The organism is Bradyrhizobium sp. Kon56 (assembly GCF_055807635.1).
The window spans coordinates 1-19,342 of the sequence record NZ_JBVVOU010000014.1; the positions used below are offsets into that span (position 1 = coordinate 1).

Genomic DNA, 19,342 nt, shown 5'->3' on the forward strand with positions numbered 1-19,342 from the left:
CCAAGCTCGCCGGCGGTGTCCACCGTCTCGACGGCCAGCTCATGGTCGTCCTCGACGTCGATCGCGTCCTCGAGCTCGCGCCCGATATGATGGCGGCCTGATACGCCGGCACATCCGCCGACGTACCTGCAATTGGAAGTGCCCCCGCAAAAGGGGGGAAGCAGAGGTTCACATGCGAACTTGTCTCGTCGTTGATGATTCCAGCGTCATCCGCAAGGTTGCGCGCCGGATCCTGGAGGGCCTCGACTTCCAGATCCTCGAAGCCGAGGACGGTGAGAAGGCGCTGGAGGCCTGCAAGCGCGGCTTGCCCGATGCGGTGCTGCTGGACTGGAACATGCCGGTGATGGACGGCTATGAGTTCCTCGGCCATCTCCGGCGCATGCCCGGCGGCGACCAGCCCAAGGTGGTGTTCTGCACCACCGAGAACGACGTCGCGCATATCGCGCGCGCGCTGCACGCTGGCGCCAACGAGTACATCATGAAGCCCTTCGACAAGGACATCGTGACGGCGAAATTCCAGGAAGTCGGCCTTATCTGAGCGACCGCCCTGGAGGCTGAACGGCTCCTTCGGCGTTTGTTTTCAACTGACCGTTTCAGTCTGAGTTGGTGAGTAATGAGTGTTGCGTTCGCAGGTAATTCGACCCCGGGCTCGTCGCGGGAAGCCGGACCGTTGCGGGTGATGGTCGTCGATGACTCCGTCGTCATCCGCGGTCTGATCTCGCGCTGGATCGGCGCCGAGCACGACATGGAGGTCGCGGCCTCGCTGCGCACCGGGCTCGAGGCGGTCAACCAGATCGAACGCATCAATCCCGATGTTGCCGTGCTCGATATCGAAATGCCCGAGCTCGACGGCATCTCGGCGCTGCCGCAACTCCTGGCGAAGAAGCGCGATCTCGTCATCATCATGGCCTCGACGCTGACCCGCCGCAACGCGGAGATCAGCTTCAAGGCGTTGTCGCTCGGCGCCGCCGACTACATTCCGAAGCCGGAATCGACGCGCGAGGCTTCGGCTGCGGACATCTTTCATCACGACCTGATCCAGAAAATCCGCCACCTCGGCGCACGGCTGCGCCGCAAGGCCGCGGTTGCGAGCCCGCCGCTCGCGCCCGCAAGCCCGGCTCCGGCGACACGTGGGCCGGTTGTCGCGCGGCCTGCCGCGTCCGCGGCCGCTCCGGCCGTCCATGCGCCGTCGTCGTCCTCGGTGCTGTCCACGCGTCCGTTTTCGACCCAGGCCCCGAAGGTGCTGCTGATCGGCTCATCGACCGGCGGTCCTCAGGCGCTGATGGCGCTCGTCGCCGAGCTCGGTCCCGTGATCGACCGTGTCCCGGTGCTGATCACCCAGCACATGCCGCCGACCTTCACCACCATTCTCGCTGAGCATCTGGCACGCACGAGCCGGAAGCCGGCGGCGGAGGCGGTCGACGGCGAGCCGGTGAAGCCGGGCCGCATCTATCTTGCGCCGGGCGGCAAGCACATGCGCGTCGTGCGTAGCGGCGCCGACGTGGCGATCGCGCTCGACGACGGTCCCGCCGTCAATTTCTGCAAGCCCGCGGTCGATCCGCTGTTCACTTCCGCCATCGACATCTGGCATGGCGCCATCCTCTCCGTGATCCTGACGGGCATGGGCTCGGACGGCATGCGCGGCGGCAAGGACATCGTCGCCGCCGGCGGCAGCGTGATCGCGCAGGACGAAGCTTCCAGCGTGGTCTGGGGCATGCCGGGCGCAGCGGCCAATGCCGGCATCTGTGCGGCGATCCTGCCGCTCAACCAGATCGGCGCCCGGGTTAATCGCCTGTTCGCGGGAGACCGCTCGTGACGCCGGTTGACTACGACTATCTGCGCAAATTCCTGAAAGAGCGCTCCGGCCTCGATCTCTCCCCGGACAAGCAGTATCTGGTCGAGAGCCGGCTGCTGCCGCTGGCCCGCAAGGCGAGCCTCGCCGGGATTCCCGATCTCGTGCTGAAGATCAGGAATGGCGACGGACGGCTTGCGAGCGATGTGGTCGAAGCGATGACCACCAACGAGACTTTCTTCTACCGCGACAAGATCCCGTTCGATCACTTGCGCGAAACGATCCTGCCGGGACTGCTTCGAGCGCGCGCGGCGCGCAAGTCGCTGCGCATCTGGTCGGCGGCGTCGTCGACGGGACAGGAGCCGTATTCGATTGCGATGTGCGTGAAGGAGATGGGCGCAGCCTTCGCCGGCTGGCGCATCGAGGTCGTCGCTACCGATCTGTCGCAGGAGGTGCTGGAGAAATCCAAGGCCGGCGTCTACAGCCAGTTCGAGGTGCAGCGCGGCCTGCCGATCCAGCACCTGATGAAATACTTCACGCAAGCGGGCGAAGTCTGGCAGCTCAATGCCGACATTCGCGCGATGGTGCAGTTCCGCCAGCTCAATCTGTTGCAGGACTTCTCCCATCTCGGCACGTTCGACGTGATCTTCTGCCGCAATGTGCTGATCTATTTCGACCAGGACACCAAGGCCGTGATCTTCGAGCGCATGGCGAAGGTTTTGGAAGCCGACGGCACGCTGCTGTTGGGCGCCGCCGAATCCGTCGTCGGAATTACCGACGCGTTCCGCCCGATCGCCGATCGTCGTGGCCTCTATCAGCTCAATCCGACGCGCTCCGGGCGCCCGATGGGTGGATTGATGCCGCCGTCATTGAAGGTAGCAGCGGCGCGGTGAGATGCGTTCTTCCCCTCTCCCCTTGCGGAAGAGGGTGGCTCGCCGCGTAGCGGCGAGACGGGTGAGGGGTTCTATCCGCGAGCCCACCGACACTTGAACTCGCGGATAGAACCCCTCATCCGGCGCTTCGCGCCACCTTCTCCCACAAGGGGAGAAGGAATGAAGAGCGCACCTCACAAGATCGCATGCGGCAGAAACCGCGAGCCGTTGCCGGTGATCGGGCTTTCGTCCTCGCGGATCGACAGGCCGCAGGGTTCGTGATCCACCAGCCAGCTTCCGATCACGGGATAGAAGCCGGAAAAATTCGGCAGCGGCGCGAGCGCCTGCCGCACGAATCCTTCGGCGCCGTAGGGGCCTGCCTGCTCGTCGAGCGGCATTCCACCAGACACCAGCGTGACATTGGCCCCTTCGCGCGACAGCAGCGGCTTGCGCACATAGGAGCTGCCGAGCTCGGCTGCCCGCGGATCGTCCTCGAAGAACGCCGGTAGCAGATTGGGATGGTTCGGAAACATCTCCCAGAGCAGCGGCAGGATGCCCTTGTTGGAGAGCACCGCCTTCCACGGCGGTTCGATCCAGCGTGTCTGTGCATCCTTGAGCTTTGCGCTAAAGGCGTCGTGGAACATCCATTCCCAAGGATAGAGCTTGAAGGCGAGCGTGATGTCGCGGTCGCCGAGATCGACGAAGCCGCCGGTATCATTGCGCCAGCCGATCGCCTCGATGTCGAGCAGCGTGGTCGTCAGTCCCGCCTGGCGCGCGGTATCTTCGAGATAAGCGAGCGTGCCGGCGTCCTCCTCATTGCCCGTGGTGCCGGTGAGATGGACGTGGCGGCTAGCGGCAATCTGCTTCCAGGCTTCGATCAATCGTTCGTGGATGGAGTTGAACTGGTCGGCCCGCGACGGGATGATGCGCCGTTCGATCGCCTGTTCGAGCCAGGTCCATTGAAAGACCGCGGCTTCGAAAATTGAGGTCGGCGTATCCGCGTTGTATTCGAGCAGCTTTGCCGGTCCCTTGCCGTCGAATTTCAGATCGAGCCGGCCATAGAGGCTGCGGTCGTCTCGTGCCCAGCTCTCGGCGATCAGGCTCCAGAACGCCTCCGGTATCTTCAAGCGCTGCAGATGGCGCTCGTCGCCGATCACGCGGCCGGCGAGCTCCAGGCACATCGCGTCGATCTCGCCGGTCGGCGCCTCGATGCCACGCTCGATCTCGTCGAGCGTGAAGGCGTAATAGGCGCGCTCGTCCCAATAGCGCTCACCGTCGATGGTGTGGAAGGCGAAGCCGCATTGTTCGGCGGTCTGCCGCCAGTCGTCGCGCTCGGGGCAGACGATGCGTTACATGGGTCAGCCGCCGCCGGAGAAGCCATGGCCAAACGAGCCGAAGCCGCCGCGGCTCACGCCGCCGGAGCCTGAATCGGACGACGTTCCGGACGAGGAATGGCTCGAGGAGTCGCTGCTGAAGAAACTCGATCGCGACGAACTGCCGCCGCCGCTGGAGGAGCTGCGGCTGCTGCTGCACGAGGTGCTCGCTTGCACCGCCGGGTCCATGCCGGCAGGGGAGGGCTCGCAATTCTGCCGCGGCATCAGTGTGTAGGCGGTGGTGCCGACCGCGATCGTGCCCATCACCAGCAGCGCGACATGGCCGGAGCGCTTCACCGGCTGTTGTGCAGGCGGCGGTCCGGCCGCCGGCCGGCGCTTGCCGAACTCCTTTTTGGAGCGCTTGTCGGTCATGTCAGTAGATCATGCAGGCGGCGTTGAGCAGGCCTGCGGCGAGCGAGGACAGCCCGAGCCAGATGGCAGCTGCAAGTTCGCCGGCGGCAATCCGCGCCGACAGGTTCGGCACCGGCACTCTCACCAGGAAGAACACGACGATCTGGACGATCAGCGCGATCATCGCCCAGATCAGGCAGTCCAGCACATTGGCCGAATGCGCGATCGCGCTGACAAGCGGCGCCACGAAGCCGAGCAGGCTGAGGCCGAGTGCGATCGCCGCAGCCGGATCGTTGTCGCGGATCAGCTGGAATTCGTTATGCGTCGTGATGCGGGTGTAGACGAACAGGTACGCCACGATCGCGATCAGCCCGGTGCAGAAATAGACCAGGAAGGCGGGCAGGCCGGCCAGTGATTGCAGGATCATCGTTCCCCCATCGTGCAGCGACCATTCGTCGGCGGGGGAAGGATAGCGGTTCAACGGCGCAAGGACGATGAGGCCCCGTTCGCGTCCCCAAAAAACAAAACCCCGCCATTTGCGGCGGGGTCCAGGCTGGGAGGAGCAAGCCCCGAAGGGCTCGCGGGTAAAACCCAGGATCAGGCGGGGATGCGCTCTTCGACCTCGTGCGGCTCGCGCAGCACGTAGCCGCGGCCCCACACGGTCTCGATGAAGTTGCGGCCTTCGGAGGCATTGGCGAGCTTCTTGCGGAGCTTGCAGATGAAGACGTCGATGATCTTCAGCTCGGGCTCGTCCATGCCGCCATAGAGGTGGTTGAGGAACATTTCCTTGGTGAGGGTCGTGCCCTTGCGGAGCGAGAGCAGCTCCAGCATCTGGTATTCCTTGCCGGTCAGATGCACGCGCTGACCGCCGACTTCCACGGTCTTGGTGTCGAGGTTGACGACGAGGTCGCCGGTCTGGATCACCGACTGGGCATGGCCCTTGGAGCGGCGCACGATCGCGTGGATGCGGGCAACCAGCTCGTCCTTGTGGAAGGGCTTGGTCATGTAGTCGTCGGCGCCGACGCCGAGACCCTTGACCTTGTCCTCGATGCCGGCGAGGCCGGAGAGGATCAGAATGGGTGTCTTGATCTTGGAGACCCGAAGCTGCTTGAGCACGTCGTAGCCGGACATGTCGGGCAGGTTGAGGTCGAGAAGGATAATGTCGTAATCGTATAATTTACCGAGATCGACGCCTTCTTCCCCCAAATCGGTCGTGTAGACGTTGAAGCTCTCAGACTTCAACATCAGCTCGATCGACTGCGCGACGGCGCTGTCATCTTCAATCAGCAAAACGCGCATGCCAGTTCCCCATAGTCGCCGCTCCTGGGCGTCAGGTCGGCCGCATTCGCGGCACACAACAAAACGCCTTTGAACAACTGATTCGGATCCTGACAACAGATGGTTAACAAATTCTGATTCTGGAACGCAAGCCCTGTAGATGCAATTTTCGTCGAATCGCCCTAAGGTCTTGTGTGCGAAGCAGCTTTCGTTATCCGGTTGCGTTCAAGTTCCACTTTAAGAGACGGGCCTAACCGACTCCCGCGACTCAGCCTTCTTCTGAAGGGGAGCCACGCTCAGTCACAAAGACAGTGACGCAATGATTAACGATGCGGGTAAACACGAAGTTAAGCGCCGTTCAGAAATATGGCGAAACTTAAGGTTCTCGCCACGAAACCCCGGATTATGAAGGCGATCACCTCATGAAGGCCCTCTTGTGAAGGCTCTTGCCGAACAGATCGGCGACATTGACGGCATCAATATTTATGGCCGTGTGGTCGGCGTGCGCGGCCTGATGGTCGAGGTCGCCGGTCCGATCCATGCGATGTCGGTCGGCGCGCGGCTCGTGATCGAGACCGGCGGCAACCGTTCCATCCCCTGCGAGGTGATCGGCTTCTCCGGCAACAACGCCGTCGTGATGCCGTTCGCCGGTCTGGACGGCGTACAGCGCGGCTGCAAGGCCGTCATCGCCAATGCCGCAAATCAGGTGCGGCCTTGCGCGGCCTGGCTCGGCCGCGTCGTCAATGCGCTGGGGGAGCCGATCGACGGCAAGGGGCCGCTGCCGCAGGGCCCGGCGCCGATGCCGTACCGCAATTCGCCGCCGCCGGCGCACTCGCGCAAGCGCGTCGGCGCGCCGCTCGATCTCGGCGTGCGCGCGATGAACACCTTTCTGACCTGTTGCCGCGGCCAGCGCATGGGCATCTTCGCAGGCTCCGGCGTCGGCAAGTCGGTGCTGCTGTCGATGCTTGCGCGCAACGTCGATGCCGCCGTCAGCGTCATCGGGCTGATCGGCGAACGCGGCCGCGAGGTGCAGGAATTCTTGCAGGACGACCTTGGCGAGGAGGGCCTGGCCCGTTCCGTGGTCGTGGTCGCGACCTCCGACGAGCCGGCGCTGATGCGCCGCCAGGCCGCCTATCTGACGCTTGCGGTCGCCGAGTATCTTCGCGACGAGGAGCAGGACGTCCTCTGCCTGATGGATTCGGTGACGCGCTTTGCCATGGCCCAGCGCGAGATCGGCCTGTCCGCTGGCGAGCCGCCGACCGCCAAGGGCTACACGCCGACCGTGTTCACCGAGCTGCCGAAGCTTCTGGAGCGCGCCGGTCCGGGCCTCGGGGAGGGCGCCATCACCGCGATCTTCACGGTGCTGGTCGATGGCGATGACCATAACGAGCCGATTGCGGATGCCGTCCGCGGCATCCTCGACGGACACATCGTGATGCAGCGCTCGATCGCCGAGCGCGGCCGCTACCCCGCCATCAACATCCTCAAATCCATCTCCCGCACCATGCCGAAATCGGCCGACCCGCAGTTCTGGCCGACCATCCAGAAGGCGCGGGCGGTGATGGCGACCTATGCCGACATGGAAGAATTGATCCGTCTGGGCGCCTACCGCGCCGGCTCCAGCCCCGAGGTCGACGAGGCGATCCGCCTGCACGAGCCGCTGGAGGCCTTCCTGCGCCAGCGCAAGGATGAAAATGCATCGCTGGCGGACGGCTACCGCCAGTTGGCGCAAATCCTTGGTGATTTGGAAACGGAACGCTAACTTTGTCCCGTCATCATCCCATCCCACAGAGTAGTAGAGCCGGTCTTGGCCCCCGTCGGGCCTGTGGGGAGACCGGTGTTGTCCCACGTGCAGCCAAGGGACTTCTGGGGAGTACGAGTCGATGAAGTCACGTGATACACTCATCCGCCTGAAGAAATTTCAGGTCGACGAGAAGCGCCGCCGGGTCACCCAGATCGAGACCATGATCGCCGACTTCCAGCGGATGTCGACCGATCTTGAACGCGAGATCTCGACCGAGCAGGAGCGCGCCGGGATCAACGATCCCTCGCACTTCGCCTATCCGACCTACGCCAAGGCTGCCATCCAGCGTCGCGAGAACCTGACCCGCTCGGCCGACGAGCTGAAGGGCCAGCTCGACGAAGCCAAGGCTGCGCTGGCCGAAGCCTTCGAGGAGCTGAAGAAGGTCGAGCTCCTTGACGAGCGCGATCAGGCCCGCGAACGCGCCGAGGAAAACGCCCGCGAGCAGGCCGATCTCGACAGCATCGGCCTGATGCGTGCCCGCATGGGCGCCGTCGCCTGAGACGCTAGCCGCCAGACCTGCGAGAATTTGCAGAACCCGGACCCCAAGGTCCGGGTTTTCGCATGCCCTGTCCACAGTGTGGCGCCGCGCCCCCTTGGTGGTCGGCTTTGTCGCGCGCTATGGTGGCGGAGTGCCAGCGCCTGCGCGGAATGCGACGGGCCGCGCATTGGGGGGCTGAATGCTGACGCCAGCAGAGCTGGTCGGGCTGATTGGGGCGATGGCGCAGGGCGATCAGGCCGCGTTCGAGCGCCTCTACGTCGCCACGCGCGCGAAACTCTATGGCGTCGTGCTCCGTATCTTGCGCCGACAGGATCTCGCAGAGGAGGTCATTCAGGAGACCTACGTCAAGATCTGGAACAGCGCCGGCCAGTTCAATCCCGCTCTCGCGTCGCCGATCACATGGATGGCGTCGATCGCGCGCAACCGCGCCATCGACATCGTGCGCAAGAAGACGGAAGTCTCCATCGAGGAAGAGCCCCAGGCGATGGAAGTCGCAAGCGACAGCCCCGATCCGCTGGCGCGGAGGGAGATGACCGAGGAATTGAAGCGGCTGCTGGAATGTATCGGCCGGCTCGAGCCGGACCGTCAGAGGCTCGTGCTTCTCGCCTATTACAACGGCTGGAGCCGCGAGCAATTGGCGGAGAAATTCGCGGCGCCCGTCAACACGGTGAAGACGTGGCTTCGGCGCAGCATGATGGATATTCGCGAATGTCTCGGGCTATGAGATTCGGGCTACGGGAGCTCATACGGTGAGGGTGGGTCTGGACCGCAAGTGATGGCCTATACGGAGGACCATATCGCGCTCGCCGCGGAATATGCGCTCGGCACGCTCGACGCCGGCGAGCGCGCGCAGGTCGAGACAATGATGGCGGTGGACAAGGCGTTCGCCGATGTCGTGCAGGCGTGGGCATTCCGGCTCGGCGTCCTCAACCAGATGGTCGGCTCGATCGAGCCGCGTCCGATCGTGTGGGAGAACATCAGGTCCGAGCTCGCGCGGACGGGCTTTGCGCAGGATCCGCCAGCACTGCCGGACGCAGCGCCGCCGCCACCTGTGCCGGAATATTCCTCGCCCGAGACCGTGCCTCCGCAGGTGCCGTCGGAGAATATGCCGCCGGCGCCGCAGCCTCCTGAAGCGGAGCAGCCTGCCGCGGCGCGACTTGAGACCGATGCGATTCCCGACGTCGTGCCGATATTCATGCCGCAGGTCCACGCGCCGGACCCGGAGGTCGCGCGTGCGCCACCGCCGCCGGTTGCCGACAACAGCAACGTGATCCGGCTCGAGGGCCGCGTGAAGCGCTGGCGCACCATCGCATCCGCCGTCGGCGCGCTCGCGGCCGCGCTGCTCGTGACGCTGTCGCTTCAGATCTTCCTGCCCGACGCGCTGCCGGGCGGCTTGCGACCGGCACCGCGCATCCAGACCGTCGAGGTGAAGACACCGGCGCCGCTCCCGGCGTCGTCGCAATATGTCGCCCTGTTGCAGGGCCAGGGCGGAGGTCCCGCCTTCATCCTCACCATCGACGGCGCGACCAAGAACTTTACGGTGCGTAAAGTGGGCGCGACACCGGAGCCCGGCAAGAGTTTCGAGCTCTGGCTGATCTCCGACAAGCTGCCGCGTCCGCGTTCGCTCGGCGTGATCGGCGCCGGCGATTTCACCGCACGACCGGTGCTCGGCTCGTACGATGCCGACGTCGTCAACGGCGCGACCTACGCCGTCACGCTCGAGCAGGCGGGCGGTTCGCCCAACGGCCAGCCGACCTCGGCGCCGGTGTTTTCCGGCAAGCTGATCGAAACCGTGCCGCCGTCACAGCCGCAGGCGCCCGCGAAGAAGTAGGTTTCCATTGTCGTCCTGGCGAAAGCCAGGACCCATTGCCCCAAGAGCTTGTTGCAAGAGTGAGCGCTGGCAACACGGGTGAGCAACCACTCAATCTCGGGGTAATGGGTCCTGGATCGGCGCTCGCTCTGTTCGCTTGTCCAGGACGACACCGGGGGCATTGGACGCTTCAACATCGTGGTGGCAATGCCTGATCGGTTCTGTCGCCACGGTCCGTCCCGCCGTCGTCTTCCGACAAATTCCGCCGAATCCGCCCTCGATTTGAACCTCTCCGCGCTTCGCGGCGTCAAATGCCCGGATTTGCAGTCGGCGCCCCCCAATCATGGTGCCGGAGAGGGGCGAGAAATCAGATGGATGCAGCGAAAACGTCGGGCATCTTCATTCACCAATATGCGGGGCTGCCACACGGCCCGGCCTTCGAGCATTGGCGCGAGCGGACTTTCGGGGCCTGCGGCCTCGATATCGGGCCGAGCCGAGGCGATAGCATCGATTGCCGGCTCCAGGTCAGCGTGGTCGACAATATCGCGCTCGCCATTCCCGAAGGCGCCTCCGCGCAATATTCACGCACCCAGAGCCATCTTGCCGACGGCAGCGACGATCTCGTCCTGATCGCCGCGCATGCGGGCCTCGTCCGCGTCGGGCAGAACGGCCATGCCGTGGAGCTTGCGCCCGCGCAAATGGTGCTCGTCGACATGGGCATCACCGGCACCATCGGCCACACCGAGGAAGATCGCTTCACCACCATCCGCATGCCGCGCCGCGCGCTGCTCGAGATCAATCCGCGCGCCGAGGACAAGCTGTCGCAACTGCTCTCGGACGGCGCGCTCGCCGAGACGATCTTGCGCTACCACTCCCTTGCCGCCCATCATGCGCCGCATCTCGACGCCGTCGGCCAGCGCCTCACCGCGCAGCACATGGTCGATCTCGTCGGCCTCCTGCTCGGCACCGACGCCGAACATGCAAGTCTCGCGCGCGGGCGAGGTCATGCGGCGGCCCGTCTCGATCTCATGCGCGCCGACGTGATGGCTGCGCTTGGCCGCAACGATCTCTGCCTGTCCGAGATTGCCACGCGCTCCGGCTTGAGCCCGCGCCAGGCACAGCGTCTGTTCGAGCAGGCCGGAACGACCTTCACCGAGTTCGTGCTGGAACAGCGCCTGCTGCAGGCGCGCAAGCTGCTCAGTGATCCCCGCGCCAGGACCCGCAAGATCAGCGACATCGCGCATTCGTCAGGCTTCTCCGATCTGTCCTATTTCAACCGCGCCTTCCGCAAGCGCTTTGCCGCGACGCCGTCGGAACTGCGCGAGGCCTGAGCCGCGCCGAGAATTTGTGCGGCGCGCCGGTATCACCGCAGTTGGTCCATCCGGCAGGATGAGCTATATTTGTCTGCGCGGTCAGACCGCCTGATCGTTCGTCGCTTCGTCGTCGCTCTCTTGGGAAATGCAGTCAACGGACATGGCGCGTATCGTCGTGCTCGGCGCCGGGTTTGCAGGTCTGTGGGCGGCCATCGGTGCCGCACGCAAGCGCGAGGAGATCGGCGCGGCCGGCGGTGACATCGAGATTCGTGTCATCGATCGCAATCCCTATCACAACATCCGCGTCCGCAATTACGAGGCCGACCTCAGCGAGGTCGCGCTTCCGCTGCCGCAGCTGCTCGATCCGATCGGCGTCAGTCACGGGATCGGCGAGGTCGAAGCCATCGATCCGGTACGGCGCGAGATTTCGCTGGTGACGGATGGCGGCGACGAGACGCTGGCTTATGACCGGCTGGTGCTGGCGCTCGGCAGCGAAGTGATGCGTCCCGACATTCCCGGCCTTGCCGAGCATGCTTTCGATGTCGACACTTATGCAGCAGCGCTCCGCCTCGAGGATCATCTCAATTCGCTCGGACGCAGCGCGCCTTCGCCGGGGCGCTCGACGATCGTCGTGGTCGGCGCCGGCTTCACCGGTATCGAGGTCGCGGCCGAGATGCCCGACAGGCTGGCGCGCGCCGGCATTACCGGCAGCCGCCGCATCATCCTGGTCGATCCCAATCCGGTGGTGGGCGCCACGATCGGCGCGCATGCGCGTCCCGTCATCGCGACGGCGTTGGCCTCGCTAGACGTCGAGACGCGGCTCGGCGTGCGCGTCGTCTCCGTCGAGGCCGCCGGACTGCGTCTGAGCTCGGGCGAGTTCATTCCGACGCGGACGGTGATCTGGTGTGCCGGGATGCGCGCGAGCCCCTTGGCCGCAAGCTTTCCGGACGCACGCGATCGCCTCGGGCGTCTTCTGGTCGATCCCATGATGCGGGTTGCGGATGCCGGCGGCGTGTTCGCGGCCGGCGACGTCGCCTCGAGCGTGGTCGACGGCTTGCATCCGACCGTGATGTCCTGCCAGTTCGCGCGTCCGATGGGCCGCTTCGCCGGCCACAATGTGGTCGCCGATCTCGCGGGCCTGCCGATGCTGTCGCTGCGGATAGACTGGTACGTGACCGTGCTCGATCTCGGCGGCTGGGGCGCACTCTATACGGAAGGGTGGGACCGCGAAGTCCGCGCCACCGGCGCGGCCGCGAAGGCAACCAAGCAGACGATCAACCGCAAGCGCATCTATCCGCCGTTGTCGGGCAGCAAGGACGAGCTATTCGCTACGGCAGTCCCAACCGTGCAGGCGCCGCCGCCGACGTATGGGGCGCGGTAGTATCCGTGCCTGTTGCGGGATGACGGCGGTACGTTTTCCATCGTCATTGCGAGCGTAACGAAGCAATCCAGAATGTCTCTGCGGAGGGATTCTGGATTGCTTCGTCGCAAGAGCTCCTCGCAATGACGCAGCTGCACGCGCGTGCGCTCACGGTGACGACATACCCCAAACATGAGAAAGCGCCCGTGGGGGGCGGGCGCTTTCTGTAGTCGACTTGGGGTTGGGGTCGTCTACATATCCACGTGGCGACTTTGGGGGGCTGATAAAGAGCCGCGTGAATTCCTGAAACTCAAATCTCCTTAGCGAACGAGGGAAACGTTCGAGCTGGTGATAGCGATCGGCTTGCCCGCCTTCATGACGCGAGCGGTCTGGGTCAGGCCTTCATCTGAACTCGTACGCGCGGTGATCCCGAGACCCGCCACCGTGATGCCGGCAACGAGCGCGACAACCACGATCTTGAGGTGGGTCGAGCGATCTGCGCTGTAAATCGAGTGGTTCATGGAAGGCTCCTGCCGCCATCTACCCGAAGTAGTCGCCTGCGTGCTTGGGCAGGTTCATGCTTCCGGTGCCCAACAACCTAGTATTGGGGGGATTCGTTCCCAAGAGGCGATCACAAGGGCGTGACAGTACGTGAGAAGCCGCGATCAGAAACGACCCTTGATCGTGCAATTTAGCAATTATTTCAAAGCTGTAATGTGTCTGCCAAGCGCCTTGCCCGCCGTCGATCGGCAAGGCGCCAAAACCTGAAAAACCATTTGCCTGTGGCCAAAAAACACACGGCTTCTTAAGGCAAATCAGATGCTTCCGACCGTTTTCAACCTCGCCCTGGGGTGGATTTCAGCCTGCGACAGCACGGTCGTCTGGGCCCGGAACCGCTCGACCAGGGACCGCACGAAGGGACGAATTGCCGCAGAGGTGACCAGCACCGGGGCCTCGCCTTCACGCGCCGCGCGCTCGAAGGCGTCGCGCACGCCGGTCATGAACTCCGACAGCTTCGAGGGCTGCATCGCGAGGCTGCGCTCCTCGCCCTGGCCGATAATGGATTCGGCGAAGGCTTGTTCCCAACGGGCCGACAGCGCGATCAGCGGCAGGTAGCCGCTGTAAGAGGTGTTCTGCGCACAGATCTGCCGCGCCAGGCGGGCGCGGACGTGCTCGACCATGGTGGCCGGATTGCGCGAGAAGGCGAGCGAGTCGGCGATGCCTTCGAGGATGGTCGAGAGGTCGCGGATCGAGATGCGCTCGGCGAGCAGCAGCTGCAGCACGCGCTGGATGCCGGAGACGGTGACCTGTCCGGGCACGATGTCCTTGACCAGCTCGCCCTGCTCCTTCGGCAGCTCCTTGAGCAGCTTCTGCACCTCGCCATAGGAGAGCAGGTCCGACATGTTGGCCTTGAGCAGCTCGGTGAGGTGGGTCGAGAGCACGGTCGCGGCGTCGACGACGGTATAGCCCTTGAGCGAGGCCTCCTCCTTGAGGCTGGCATCGACCCAGGTCGCGGGCAGGCCGAAGGTCGGCTCGGTGGTGTGGATGCCGGGCACCTGCACCTGGCTGCCGCCGGGGTCCATGACCATGAACTGGTTCGGCCAGATCTTGCCGGTGCCGGCGTCGACCTCCTTGATCTTGATGATGTAGGTGTTGGCTTCGAGCTGGACGTTGTCGAGGATGCGCACGGCGGGCATCACAAAACCCATCTCGATCGCGAGCGAGCGGCGCAGCGCCTTGATCTGCTCGGTGAGGCGGTCGGTGCCGTCGGGGCCATTGACCAGCGGCAGCAGGGCATAGCCGAGCTCGATCTTGAGATCGTCGATCTTCAACGCCGCGGAGATCGGCTCCTCCGCCGCAGCGGAGCCGGCTGCGCCCGGCGTTCCCGGCGCAGGTGCGGTCTTCGCGACTTCCTCAGCCCTGGCAGTCGCCCGGTTGCGGTTGCGGGCGTGCCAGGCGAGCGCACCGGCGCCGGAGCCGAGCGCCAGGAAGGGAAGGGTCGGGATGCCCGGCAGGGCCGCCAGCACCAGCATGACCGCCGCGGACATCGCGAGCGCCTGCGGATATCCGGAGAACTGCTTCATCAACGCCTTGTCGGCGGCGCCGGACACGCCGGCCTTGGAGACGAGCAGGCCGGCCGCGGTCGAAACGATCAGCGCCGGCACCTGGGTGACGAGGCCGTCACCGACGGTCAGCAGCGTGTAGCTGCGGCCGGCATCGGCAAAGGACAGACCCTGCTGCGCCACGCCGATGATCATGCCGCCGACGACGTTGATGAAGACGATCAGGAGGCCGGCGATGGCATCGCCGCGGACGAATTTGGAGGCACCGTCCATGGCGCCGAAGAAGCCGCTCTCGTCCTCCAAATCCTTGCGCCGCTGCTTGGCGACCGTCTCGTCGATCAGGCCGGCGGAGAGGTCGGCGTCGATCGCCATCTGCTTGCCGGGCATGGCGTCGAGGTGGAAGCGTGCCGCGACTTCGGCGATACGGCCCGAACCCTTGGTGATGACGACGAAGTTGACGATGATCAGGATGGCGAAGACGATGATGCCGATGACGAAATTGCCGCCCATCACGAAGCTGCCGAAGGCTTCGATGACGTGACCGGCGGCATCCGTGCCCTCGTGCCCGTGCGACAGGATCAGGCGGGTCGAGGCCATGTTGAGCGACAGCCGCAGCATGGTCGAGATCAGCAGAACGGTCGGAAAAGCGGAGAATTCCAGCGGCGCCTGGATGAACAGCGACGTCATCAGGATCAGGATCGAGAGTGTGATCGAAATCGCCAGGAACAGGTCCAGCACGATCGCAGGCAGCGGAAGGATCAGCACCACCAGGATGGTGAGAACGCCGAGCGCGAGCGCGATATCGCCGCGCTTGAGGATGTTGCCGACTTCGGCAAGGGTCGGGAAACCGGCGTTCGTGCTGCCTACGCCCTGTCCTGCGGTGACGTCGACCATGGTAGCTGCCCCTCCGCGCGACTGCCGTCCGCGCGCCCCAAATGTCTGCGCGGCGGCCGAGGGGCCGCCGTTCCGAAAGTGAGGCACCGCACTGGCGTCCACGGGAACTCCCGTTCTACGCGGCTGACGACACTCGACTCCACTGGGCAATTCTTGCCGGGTGTATGGTTAGCAAAGGGTTAATAAAGGGTGCGGCATGGGGGCTGACCGGGGTATTTCGGCCGTCTGGCAGGCAAGCAGCCGTCATGCCCGGGCTTGTCCCGCCGAAGGCGTGGATGGCCGGGACAAGCCCGGCCATGACGTTGTGGAAGCGTCTGGAGCCGAAATCGGCGGACGGAGCAAGCAGCCCTACTTCGCCTTCTCCATCCGGGTCACCATGTACCCCGAAGCCGCCTCCTCGGCTTCGAAAGTCACCTTGTCGCCGACCTTCACCTGCTTGAGCACGGCCGGGTCCTTGACGCGGTAGACCATGGTCATGGGTTCATCCATGCCGAGGTTTTTCGCGGGCCCGTGCTTGAGCGTGATCTTGCCGGCGCCCTCGTCGATCTTCTTGACCTCGCCGCTGATCGCGGCGCCCTGGGCTGCCCGGGCACCTGTGGCAAGCCCGACGGCCAGCGCCAGCGCGGCGGCGATACGGATGATGCGGTTCATGGGAGCCTCCCTTGCGTTACTTCACGGTGACGTGGCCGACCATGCCATAGTCGCGGTGGTCGGGAATCAGGCAGGAAAATTCGAACGTGCCGGCCTTGCTGAACTTCCAGAGGATCTCGGCTGTCTTGCTCGGCGCGAGCCTGACCCCGTTGGGATCGTCATGCTCCATGTGCGGGTGCTTCTTCATCTCCACCGCATGCGCGAGATTCTCCTTTGTGGTGGCGAGCAGGAATTCATGGTCCTCCTTGCCGACGTTGCGCAGCACGAAGCGGATCTGCTCGCCGCGTTTGACCTCGATCCTGGCGGGTGCGTAGTCCATCTCGTTCAGCAGGATCTCGATGGTGCGCGCGGGCTTTTTGGAATCGCCGGGCTCGCCGGCCGAAAAGGTGCCGTGCCCGTGCTGGTCGTGGGCAAAGGCCGGCGCGGTGGAAAGCGCGGCCAGCGCGAGACCGAGCTTGATCGTCGGCTTCATTGGTAGCTCCAGTTGGTGGTGGTTCATCGAAACGCTCACATCTTCATGTTCTTCATCGGCGGTCCGCCTGGTTGTTGCCGCACGGGCTCCGGGGCCGGCGGCGTGACCTCGTAGGCGACGGTGCCCTGCGGGAATTGGTAGGGGCCGGGATCGCGGTAATCGTCGCGCGCGAGGCCCTCGCGGATCTTCATCACCGTGAACATGCCGCCCATTTCGATCGGGCCGAACTGACCGGTGCCGGTCATCATCGGCAGCGTGTTGTCGGGCGCGGGCATCTCCATGTTGCCCATCGCCATGCCGGTCGAGCCCATCGCCATGCCGTCAGGCGCGAGCTTGCCGACGGCTTTGGCGAGATCCTTGCGCGACACCCCGATCATGTTGCGCATGTCGTGTCCCATCGCATTCATGGTGTGATGCGACTTGTGGCAGTGGAACGCCCAGTCGCCGGGGTTGTCGGCGAGCACGTCGAACACCCTGACAGCGCCGACCGGTACGTCCGTCGTCGTCTCCGGATATTGCGCGCTCTCCGGAATCCAGCCGCCGTCGGTGCAGGTCACCGCAAAGCTGTGGCCGTGCAAATGGATCGGATGGTTGGTCATGCTGAGATTGCCGATGCGCACGCGCACCTTGTCGCCGAGCCTGACCGGCAGCGGATCGATGCCGGGAAACACCCGCGCATTCCAGGTCCACATGTTGAAGTCGGTCATCTCGTTGACCTTCGGCAGATAAGTGCCGGGATCGACGCGATAGGTGCTCATGACGAAGACGAAGTCGCGGTCCACGGCCCGAAAGCTCGGGTCGCGCGGATGCACGACGACCATGCCCATCATGCCCATCGCCATCTGCACCATCTCGTCCGAATGCGGATGGTACATGAAGGTCCCGCTCTTCCTCATCTCGAACTCGTAGACGAAGGTTTTTCCCGGCTGGATGTGCGGCTGGGTAAGTCCGCCGACACCGTCCATGCCGCTGGGAATGATCATGCCGTGCCAGTGCACGGTGGTGTATTCGGGCAGCCTGTTGGTCACGAAGATGCGGACCTTGTCGCCCTCGACGGCCTCGATCGTCGGGCCCGGTGACTGGCCGTTATAGCCCCACAAATTCACCTTCATGCCCTCGGCGAATTCGCGCACCACGGGCTCGGCAACGAGATGGAATTCCTTCCAGTCGCCGTTCATCCGGAACGGCAGCGACCAGCCGTTCAGCGTGACGACGGGTCGATAGTCCGGCCCGCTGACGGGGTGCAGCGGCGGCTGCATCACGACCTTGTCCATGTGCGGGGCTTCCGGAATCGAGGCGGCCTGGGCGCGGCCGCTGACGACGGATGCGCCGGCGAGCGCGGCGCTACCCAAAAATCCTCGGCGGGAAAACATGTTGGCCTCCATGTCAGTGACCGCCATCGGCAGGCGCTGCCGCGGCGAGAGTGGTTGAATTGTCGCCGTCAGCAGGCGCGCCGCCGCCATTGACGGCGGTCTGCAAGTCGGATTGGGCAAGGAAAAATCTTTGCCTGGCATCGATTGCACCGCGCAGCGACGCGAGCCGCTGCCGCGCCTCGGTGAGCAGCGCGAAGATATCGACCTGCATGCTGGAGAAGCGGAGCTGCATCTCCTCGGTGATGATTTTTCGCAAGGGGATGATCTCGCGCTGATAGTGGCTGGCGATGTCGTAGCCGGAGCGATAGACCCGATAAGCATCGCGCGCCTCGGAGCGTACATTCACGGCGCGTTCGGTCAGCCGGTTGAAGGCGAAATTGTAGGTCTCCGCCGCCTGCCGCACCCGCACTTCTCCGCCGTCGAAGATCGGGATCTGAAACTGCACGTCGAAGCCGCGCTCGCGGAACGGCGCGCCTTCCGGATCCCGGGTGCGGCGGGAGATGCCGGCGAGATCGAGCAGTGTCACGAAGCGCGTCGCCTCCGTGAGGTTCAGCGACTTTGCGAGCGCGCTCAGCTCGAGCCGCGCGATCTGCAGGTCGATGCGATGGGCGACCGCGTCGGCTTCGATCGACGGCAAAGCCTGCGGCCGGCGCGGCAGCGGCGGCAGTTGATTGGGCAGCCGGAAGTCGAGCCCGCCGTCCCACAGCCCCATCAGGCGCGCCAGCTTTTCGCGCGCGCTCGTCGCCGTCTGTCGCGCGGTGGCGAGCTCGGCGGTGGTTTCGGCGTAAAACACCTGTTCTCGGGCCTGATCGAGCTTGTTGATCGAGCCAGTTTCGCCGAGCTTGACCGCGAGCTGCGCGGTTGATTCCGCCGTCGCCTTCGCATCCGTCAGCAACGCCACCATCTCGTTGCCGCCAACGGCGCGCCAATAAGCGCGGCGGACATCGGCGGCAAGCCGCAACGTCGCCAGGCTTGCGCGCAATTGCGCCTGGCGGAAACGGTCGCGGGCGATTTCCGAGCGGAACGGCAGGGTGGCGAGCGCGAGGATGTCGCCGACAATTTGACGCTCGATTTCGCTGGCACCGTTGCCCGAGATCCGGGAGACCGAGAACACGGGATTGGGCGGCAGGCTCTGCTCGACGAGATCGGTCTCGGCCAGCGCCAGCTCGTTATAAGCGGCCTGAAGCCCCTTGTTGTTGAGCAGTGCGATCTGCACGGCGGTCTCGATGCTGAGTGTTTGCGACAGCAGCTGGCGAACGCGCGCGTCGACCGCGCCGGCTCCTTCGGTTGTTCGCACAAAGGCGACATCCTTGTTGATGGTCTGGCTCGTCAGTTCCGAGACGGCCTTCATGCCGCTGTCGGGCGAGAAGGCGGCGCAGCCTGCAAGTCCAAACGAGGTGAGACCGAGCAGGCTTAGCGCGAGACGATGTGTCATGG

The 19,342-nt window shown here is 64.7% G+C and carries 19 protein-coding genes and 1 pseudogene; 10 read left to right on the forward strand and 10 right to left on the reverse strand.

Annotated features, from left to right (window positions below):
* The 4 genes and pseudogenes from AC0L3B_RS21860 to AC0L3B_RS21875 form a co-directional block, all read left to right on the forward strand.
* Positions 1-101: pseudogene (locus AC0L3B_RS21860) on the forward strand (chemotaxis protein CheW); the annotation flags it as partial.
* 71 nt (positions 102-172) lie between these two features.
* On the forward strand, positions 173-538 hold the full coding sequence (locus tag AC0L3B_RS21865; protein WP_007600538.1) for a response regulator: 366 nt from the start codon (positions 173-175) through the stop codon (positions 536-538).
* Positions 539-613: 75 nt separating this feature from the next.
* Positions 614-1,816, forward strand: coding sequence for a protein-glutamate methylesterase/protein-glutamine glutaminase (locus AC0L3B_RS21870; RefSeq protein WP_085350315.1), 1,203 nt, complete (start codon positions 614-616; stop codon positions 1,814-1,816).
* A complete protein-coding gene (locus AC0L3B_RS21875) occupies positions 1,813-2,685 on the forward strand; it encodes a CheR family methyltransferase (RefSeq protein WP_473381023.1) in 873 nt (290 codons plus the stop codon). Before AC0L3B_RS21870 ends, AC0L3B_RS21875 begins: the two co-directional genes overlap by 4 nt.
* A gap of 173 nt (positions 2,686-2,858) precedes the next feature.
* Here AC0L3B_RS21875 and AC0L3B_RS21880 read toward each other — a convergent pair whose 3' ends face one another.
* From AC0L3B_RS21880 to ctrA, 4 genes are all read right to left on the reverse strand, one after another.
* Positions 2,859-4,010, reverse strand: a complete 1,152-nt coding sequence (locus AC0L3B_RS21880) for a glutathionylspermidine synthase family protein (RefSeq protein WP_473381084.1) — start codon at positions 4,008-4,010, stop codon at positions 2,859-2,861.
* A 12-nt stretch (positions 4,011-4,022) separates the two neighbouring features.
* Positions 4,023-4,409 (reverse strand): hypothetical protein, encoded by a 387-nt coding sequence (locus tag AC0L3B_RS21885; RefSeq protein WP_018455721.1) that lies wholly within the window; start codon positions 4,407-4,409, stop codon positions 4,023-4,025.
* A gap of 1 nt (position 4,410) precedes the next feature.
* Positions 4,411-4,815, reverse strand: a complete 405-nt coding sequence (locus AC0L3B_RS21890; RefSeq protein WP_018455720.1) for a DUF350 domain-containing protein — start codon at positions 4,813-4,815, stop codon at positions 4,411-4,413.
* A gap of 170 nt (positions 4,816-4,985) precedes the next feature.
* Complete coding sequence (gene ctrA, locus AC0L3B_RS21895) at positions 4,986-5,687, reverse strand: response regulator transcription factor CtrA (RefSeq protein ID WP_007600544.1); 702 nt, start codon at positions 5,685-5,687, stop codon at positions 4,986-4,988.
* Between the two features lie 415 nt (positions 5,688-6,102).
* Between ctrA and fliI the strand changes: the two genes are divergently transcribed.
* The 6 genes from fliI to AC0L3B_RS21925 all read left to right on the forward strand — a co-directional run bounded on the left by fliI (position 6,103) and on the right by AC0L3B_RS21925 (position 12,473).
* Positions 6,103-7,428 carry a flagellar protein export ATPase FliI gene (gene fliI, locus AC0L3B_RS21900; protein WP_473381024.1) on the forward strand — a complete coding sequence of 442 codons (1,326 nt, stop codon included), beginning with the start codon at positions 6,103-6,105 and terminating at the stop codon, positions 7,426-7,428.
* Positions 7,429-7,549: 121 nt separating this feature from the next.
* Positions 7,550-7,969, forward strand: coding sequence for a flagellar export protein FliJ (gene fliJ, locus AC0L3B_RS21905; RefSeq protein ID WP_007606301.1), 420 nt, complete (start codon positions 7,550-7,552; stop codon positions 7,967-7,969).
* A gap of 178 nt (positions 7,970-8,147) precedes the next feature.
* Positions 8,148-8,693, forward strand: a complete 546-nt coding sequence (locus AC0L3B_RS21910; RefSeq protein WP_018455718.1) for a sigma-70 family RNA polymerase sigma factor — start codon at positions 8,148-8,150, stop codon at positions 8,691-8,693.
* 51 nt (positions 8,694-8,744) lie between these two features.
* Entirely contained in the window at positions 8,745-9,800 is a 1,056-nt protein-coding gene (locus tag AC0L3B_RS21915) for an anti-sigma factor (RefSeq protein WP_085350319.1), read from the forward strand.
* A 350-nt stretch (positions 9,801-10,150) separates the two neighbouring features.
* Positions 10,151-11,110, forward strand: coding sequence for a helix-turn-helix transcriptional regulator (locus AC0L3B_RS21920; protein WP_473381025.1), 960 nt, complete (start codon positions 10,151-10,153; stop codon positions 11,108-11,110).
* A 142-nt stretch (positions 11,111-11,252) separates the two neighbouring features.
* On the forward strand, positions 11,253-12,473 hold the full coding sequence (locus AC0L3B_RS21925; protein ID WP_473381026.1) for an NAD(P)/FAD-dependent oxidoreductase: 1,221 nt from the start codon (positions 11,253-11,255) through the stop codon (positions 12,471-12,473).
* A gap of 299 nt (positions 12,474-12,772) precedes the next feature.
* On the opposite strand, the gene AC0L3B_RS21930 is transcribed toward AC0L3B_RS21925, so the two are convergent.
* From AC0L3B_RS21930 to AC0L3B_RS21955, 6 genes are all read right to left on the reverse strand, one after another.
* A complete protein-coding gene (locus AC0L3B_RS21930) occupies positions 12,773-12,973 on the reverse strand; it encodes a hypothetical protein (RefSeq protein ID WP_018455714.1) in 201 nt (66 codons plus the stop codon).
* 294 nt (positions 12,974-13,267) lie between these two features.
* Positions 13,268-15,409 carry a flagellar biosynthesis protein FlhA gene (gene flhA, locus AC0L3B_RS21935; protein ID WP_085383680.1) on the reverse strand — a complete coding sequence of 714 codons (2,142 nt, stop codon included), beginning with the start codon at positions 15,407-15,409 and terminating at the stop codon, positions 13,268-13,270.
* Positions 15,410-15,757: 348 nt separating this feature from the next.
* Positions 15,758-16,060, reverse strand: a complete 303-nt coding sequence (locus tag AC0L3B_RS21940; protein WP_377827918.1) for a copper-binding protein — start codon at positions 16,058-16,060, stop codon at positions 15,758-15,760.
* 16 nt (positions 16,061-16,076) lie between these two features.
* The gene (locus AC0L3B_RS21945) at positions 16,077-16,532 is read right to left on the reverse strand and encodes a cupredoxin domain-containing protein (RefSeq protein WP_473381027.1); all 456 of its coding nucleotides are present in this window, start codon (positions 16,530-16,532) and stop codon (positions 16,077-16,079) included.
* A gap of 35 nt (positions 16,533-16,567) precedes the next feature.
* Positions 16,568-17,905, reverse strand: a complete 1,338-nt coding sequence (locus tag AC0L3B_RS21950) for a copper oxidase (protein WP_085357890.1) — start codon at positions 17,903-17,905, stop codon at positions 16,568-16,570.
* A 13-nt stretch (positions 17,906-17,918) separates the two neighbouring features.
* Positions 17,919-19,340: a TolC family protein gene (locus AC0L3B_RS21955; RefSeq protein WP_473381028.1), complete on the reverse strand. Its 1,422-nt coding sequence runs from the start codon at positions 19,338-19,340 to the stop codon at positions 17,919-17,921.
* Between the last annotated feature and the right edge of the window lie 2 nt (positions 19,341-19,342).

What these genes read in the sequence shown, in the direction of transcription:
- AC0L3B_RS21865 (WP_007600538.1), top strand. Translation starts at nt 173, where the DNA reads ATGCGAACTTGTCTCGTCGTTGATGATTCCAGCGTCATCCGCAAGGTT.
- AC0L3B_RS21870 (WP_085350315.1), top strand. Translation starts at nt 614, where the DNA reads ATGAGTGTTGCGTTCGCAGGTAATTCGACCCCGGGCTCGTCGCGGGAA.
- AC0L3B_RS21885 (WP_018455721.1), bottom strand. Translation starts at nt 4,409, where the DNA reads ATGACCGACAAGCGCTCCAAAAAGGAGTTCGGCAAGCGCCGGCCGGCG.
- AC0L3B_RS21890 (WP_018455720.1), bottom strand. Translation starts at nt 4,815, where the DNA reads ATGATCCTGCAATCACTGGCCGGCCTGCCCGCCTTCCTGGTCTATTTC.
- ctrA (WP_007600544.1), bottom strand. Translation starts at nt 5,687, where the DNA reads ATGCGCGTTTTGCTGATTGAAGATGACAGCGCCGTCGCGCAGTCGATC.
- fliJ (WP_007606301.1), top strand. Translation starts at nt 7,550, where the DNA reads ATGAAGTCACGTGATACACTCATCCGCCTGAAGAAATTTCAGGTCGAC.
- AC0L3B_RS21910 (WP_018455718.1), top strand. Translation starts at nt 8,148, where the DNA reads ATGCTGACGCCAGCAGAGCTGGTCGGGCTGATTGGGGCGATGGCGCAG.
- AC0L3B_RS21915 (WP_085350319.1), top strand. Translation starts at nt 8,745, where the DNA reads ATGGCCTATACGGAGGACCATATCGCGCTCGCCGCGGAATATGCGCTC.
- AC0L3B_RS21920 (WP_473381025.1), top strand. Translation starts at nt 10,151, where the DNA reads ATGGATGCAGCGAAAACGTCGGGCATCTTCATTCACCAATATGCGGGG.
- AC0L3B_RS21925 (WP_473381026.1), top strand. Translation starts at nt 11,253, where the DNA reads ATGGCGCGTATCGTCGTGCTCGGCGCCGGGTTTGCAGGTCTGTGGGCG.
- AC0L3B_RS21930 (WP_018455714.1), bottom strand. Translation starts at nt 12,973, where the DNA reads ATGAACCACTCGATTTACAGCGCAGATCGCTCGACCCACCTCAAGATC.
- flhA (WP_085383680.1), bottom strand. Translation starts at nt 15,409, where the DNA reads ATGGTCGACGTCACCGCAGGACAGGGCGTAGGCAGCACGAACGCCGGT.
- AC0L3B_RS21940 (WP_377827918.1), bottom strand. Translation starts at nt 16,060, where the DNA reads ATGAACCGCATCATCCGTATCGCCGCCGCGCTGGCGCTGGCCGTCGGG.
- AC0L3B_RS21945 (WP_473381027.1), bottom strand. Translation starts at nt 16,532, where the DNA reads ATGAAGCCGACGATCAAGCTCGGTCTCGCGCTGGCCGCGCTTTCCACC.
- AC0L3B_RS21950 (WP_085357890.1), bottom strand. Translation starts at nt 17,905, where the DNA reads ATGTTTTCCCGCCGAGGATTTTTGGGTAGCGCCGCGCTCGCCGGCGCA.
- AC0L3B_RS21955 (WP_473381028.1), bottom strand. Translation starts at nt 19,340, where the DNA reads ATGACACATCGTCTCGCGCTAAGCCTGCTCGGTCTCACCTCGTTTGGA.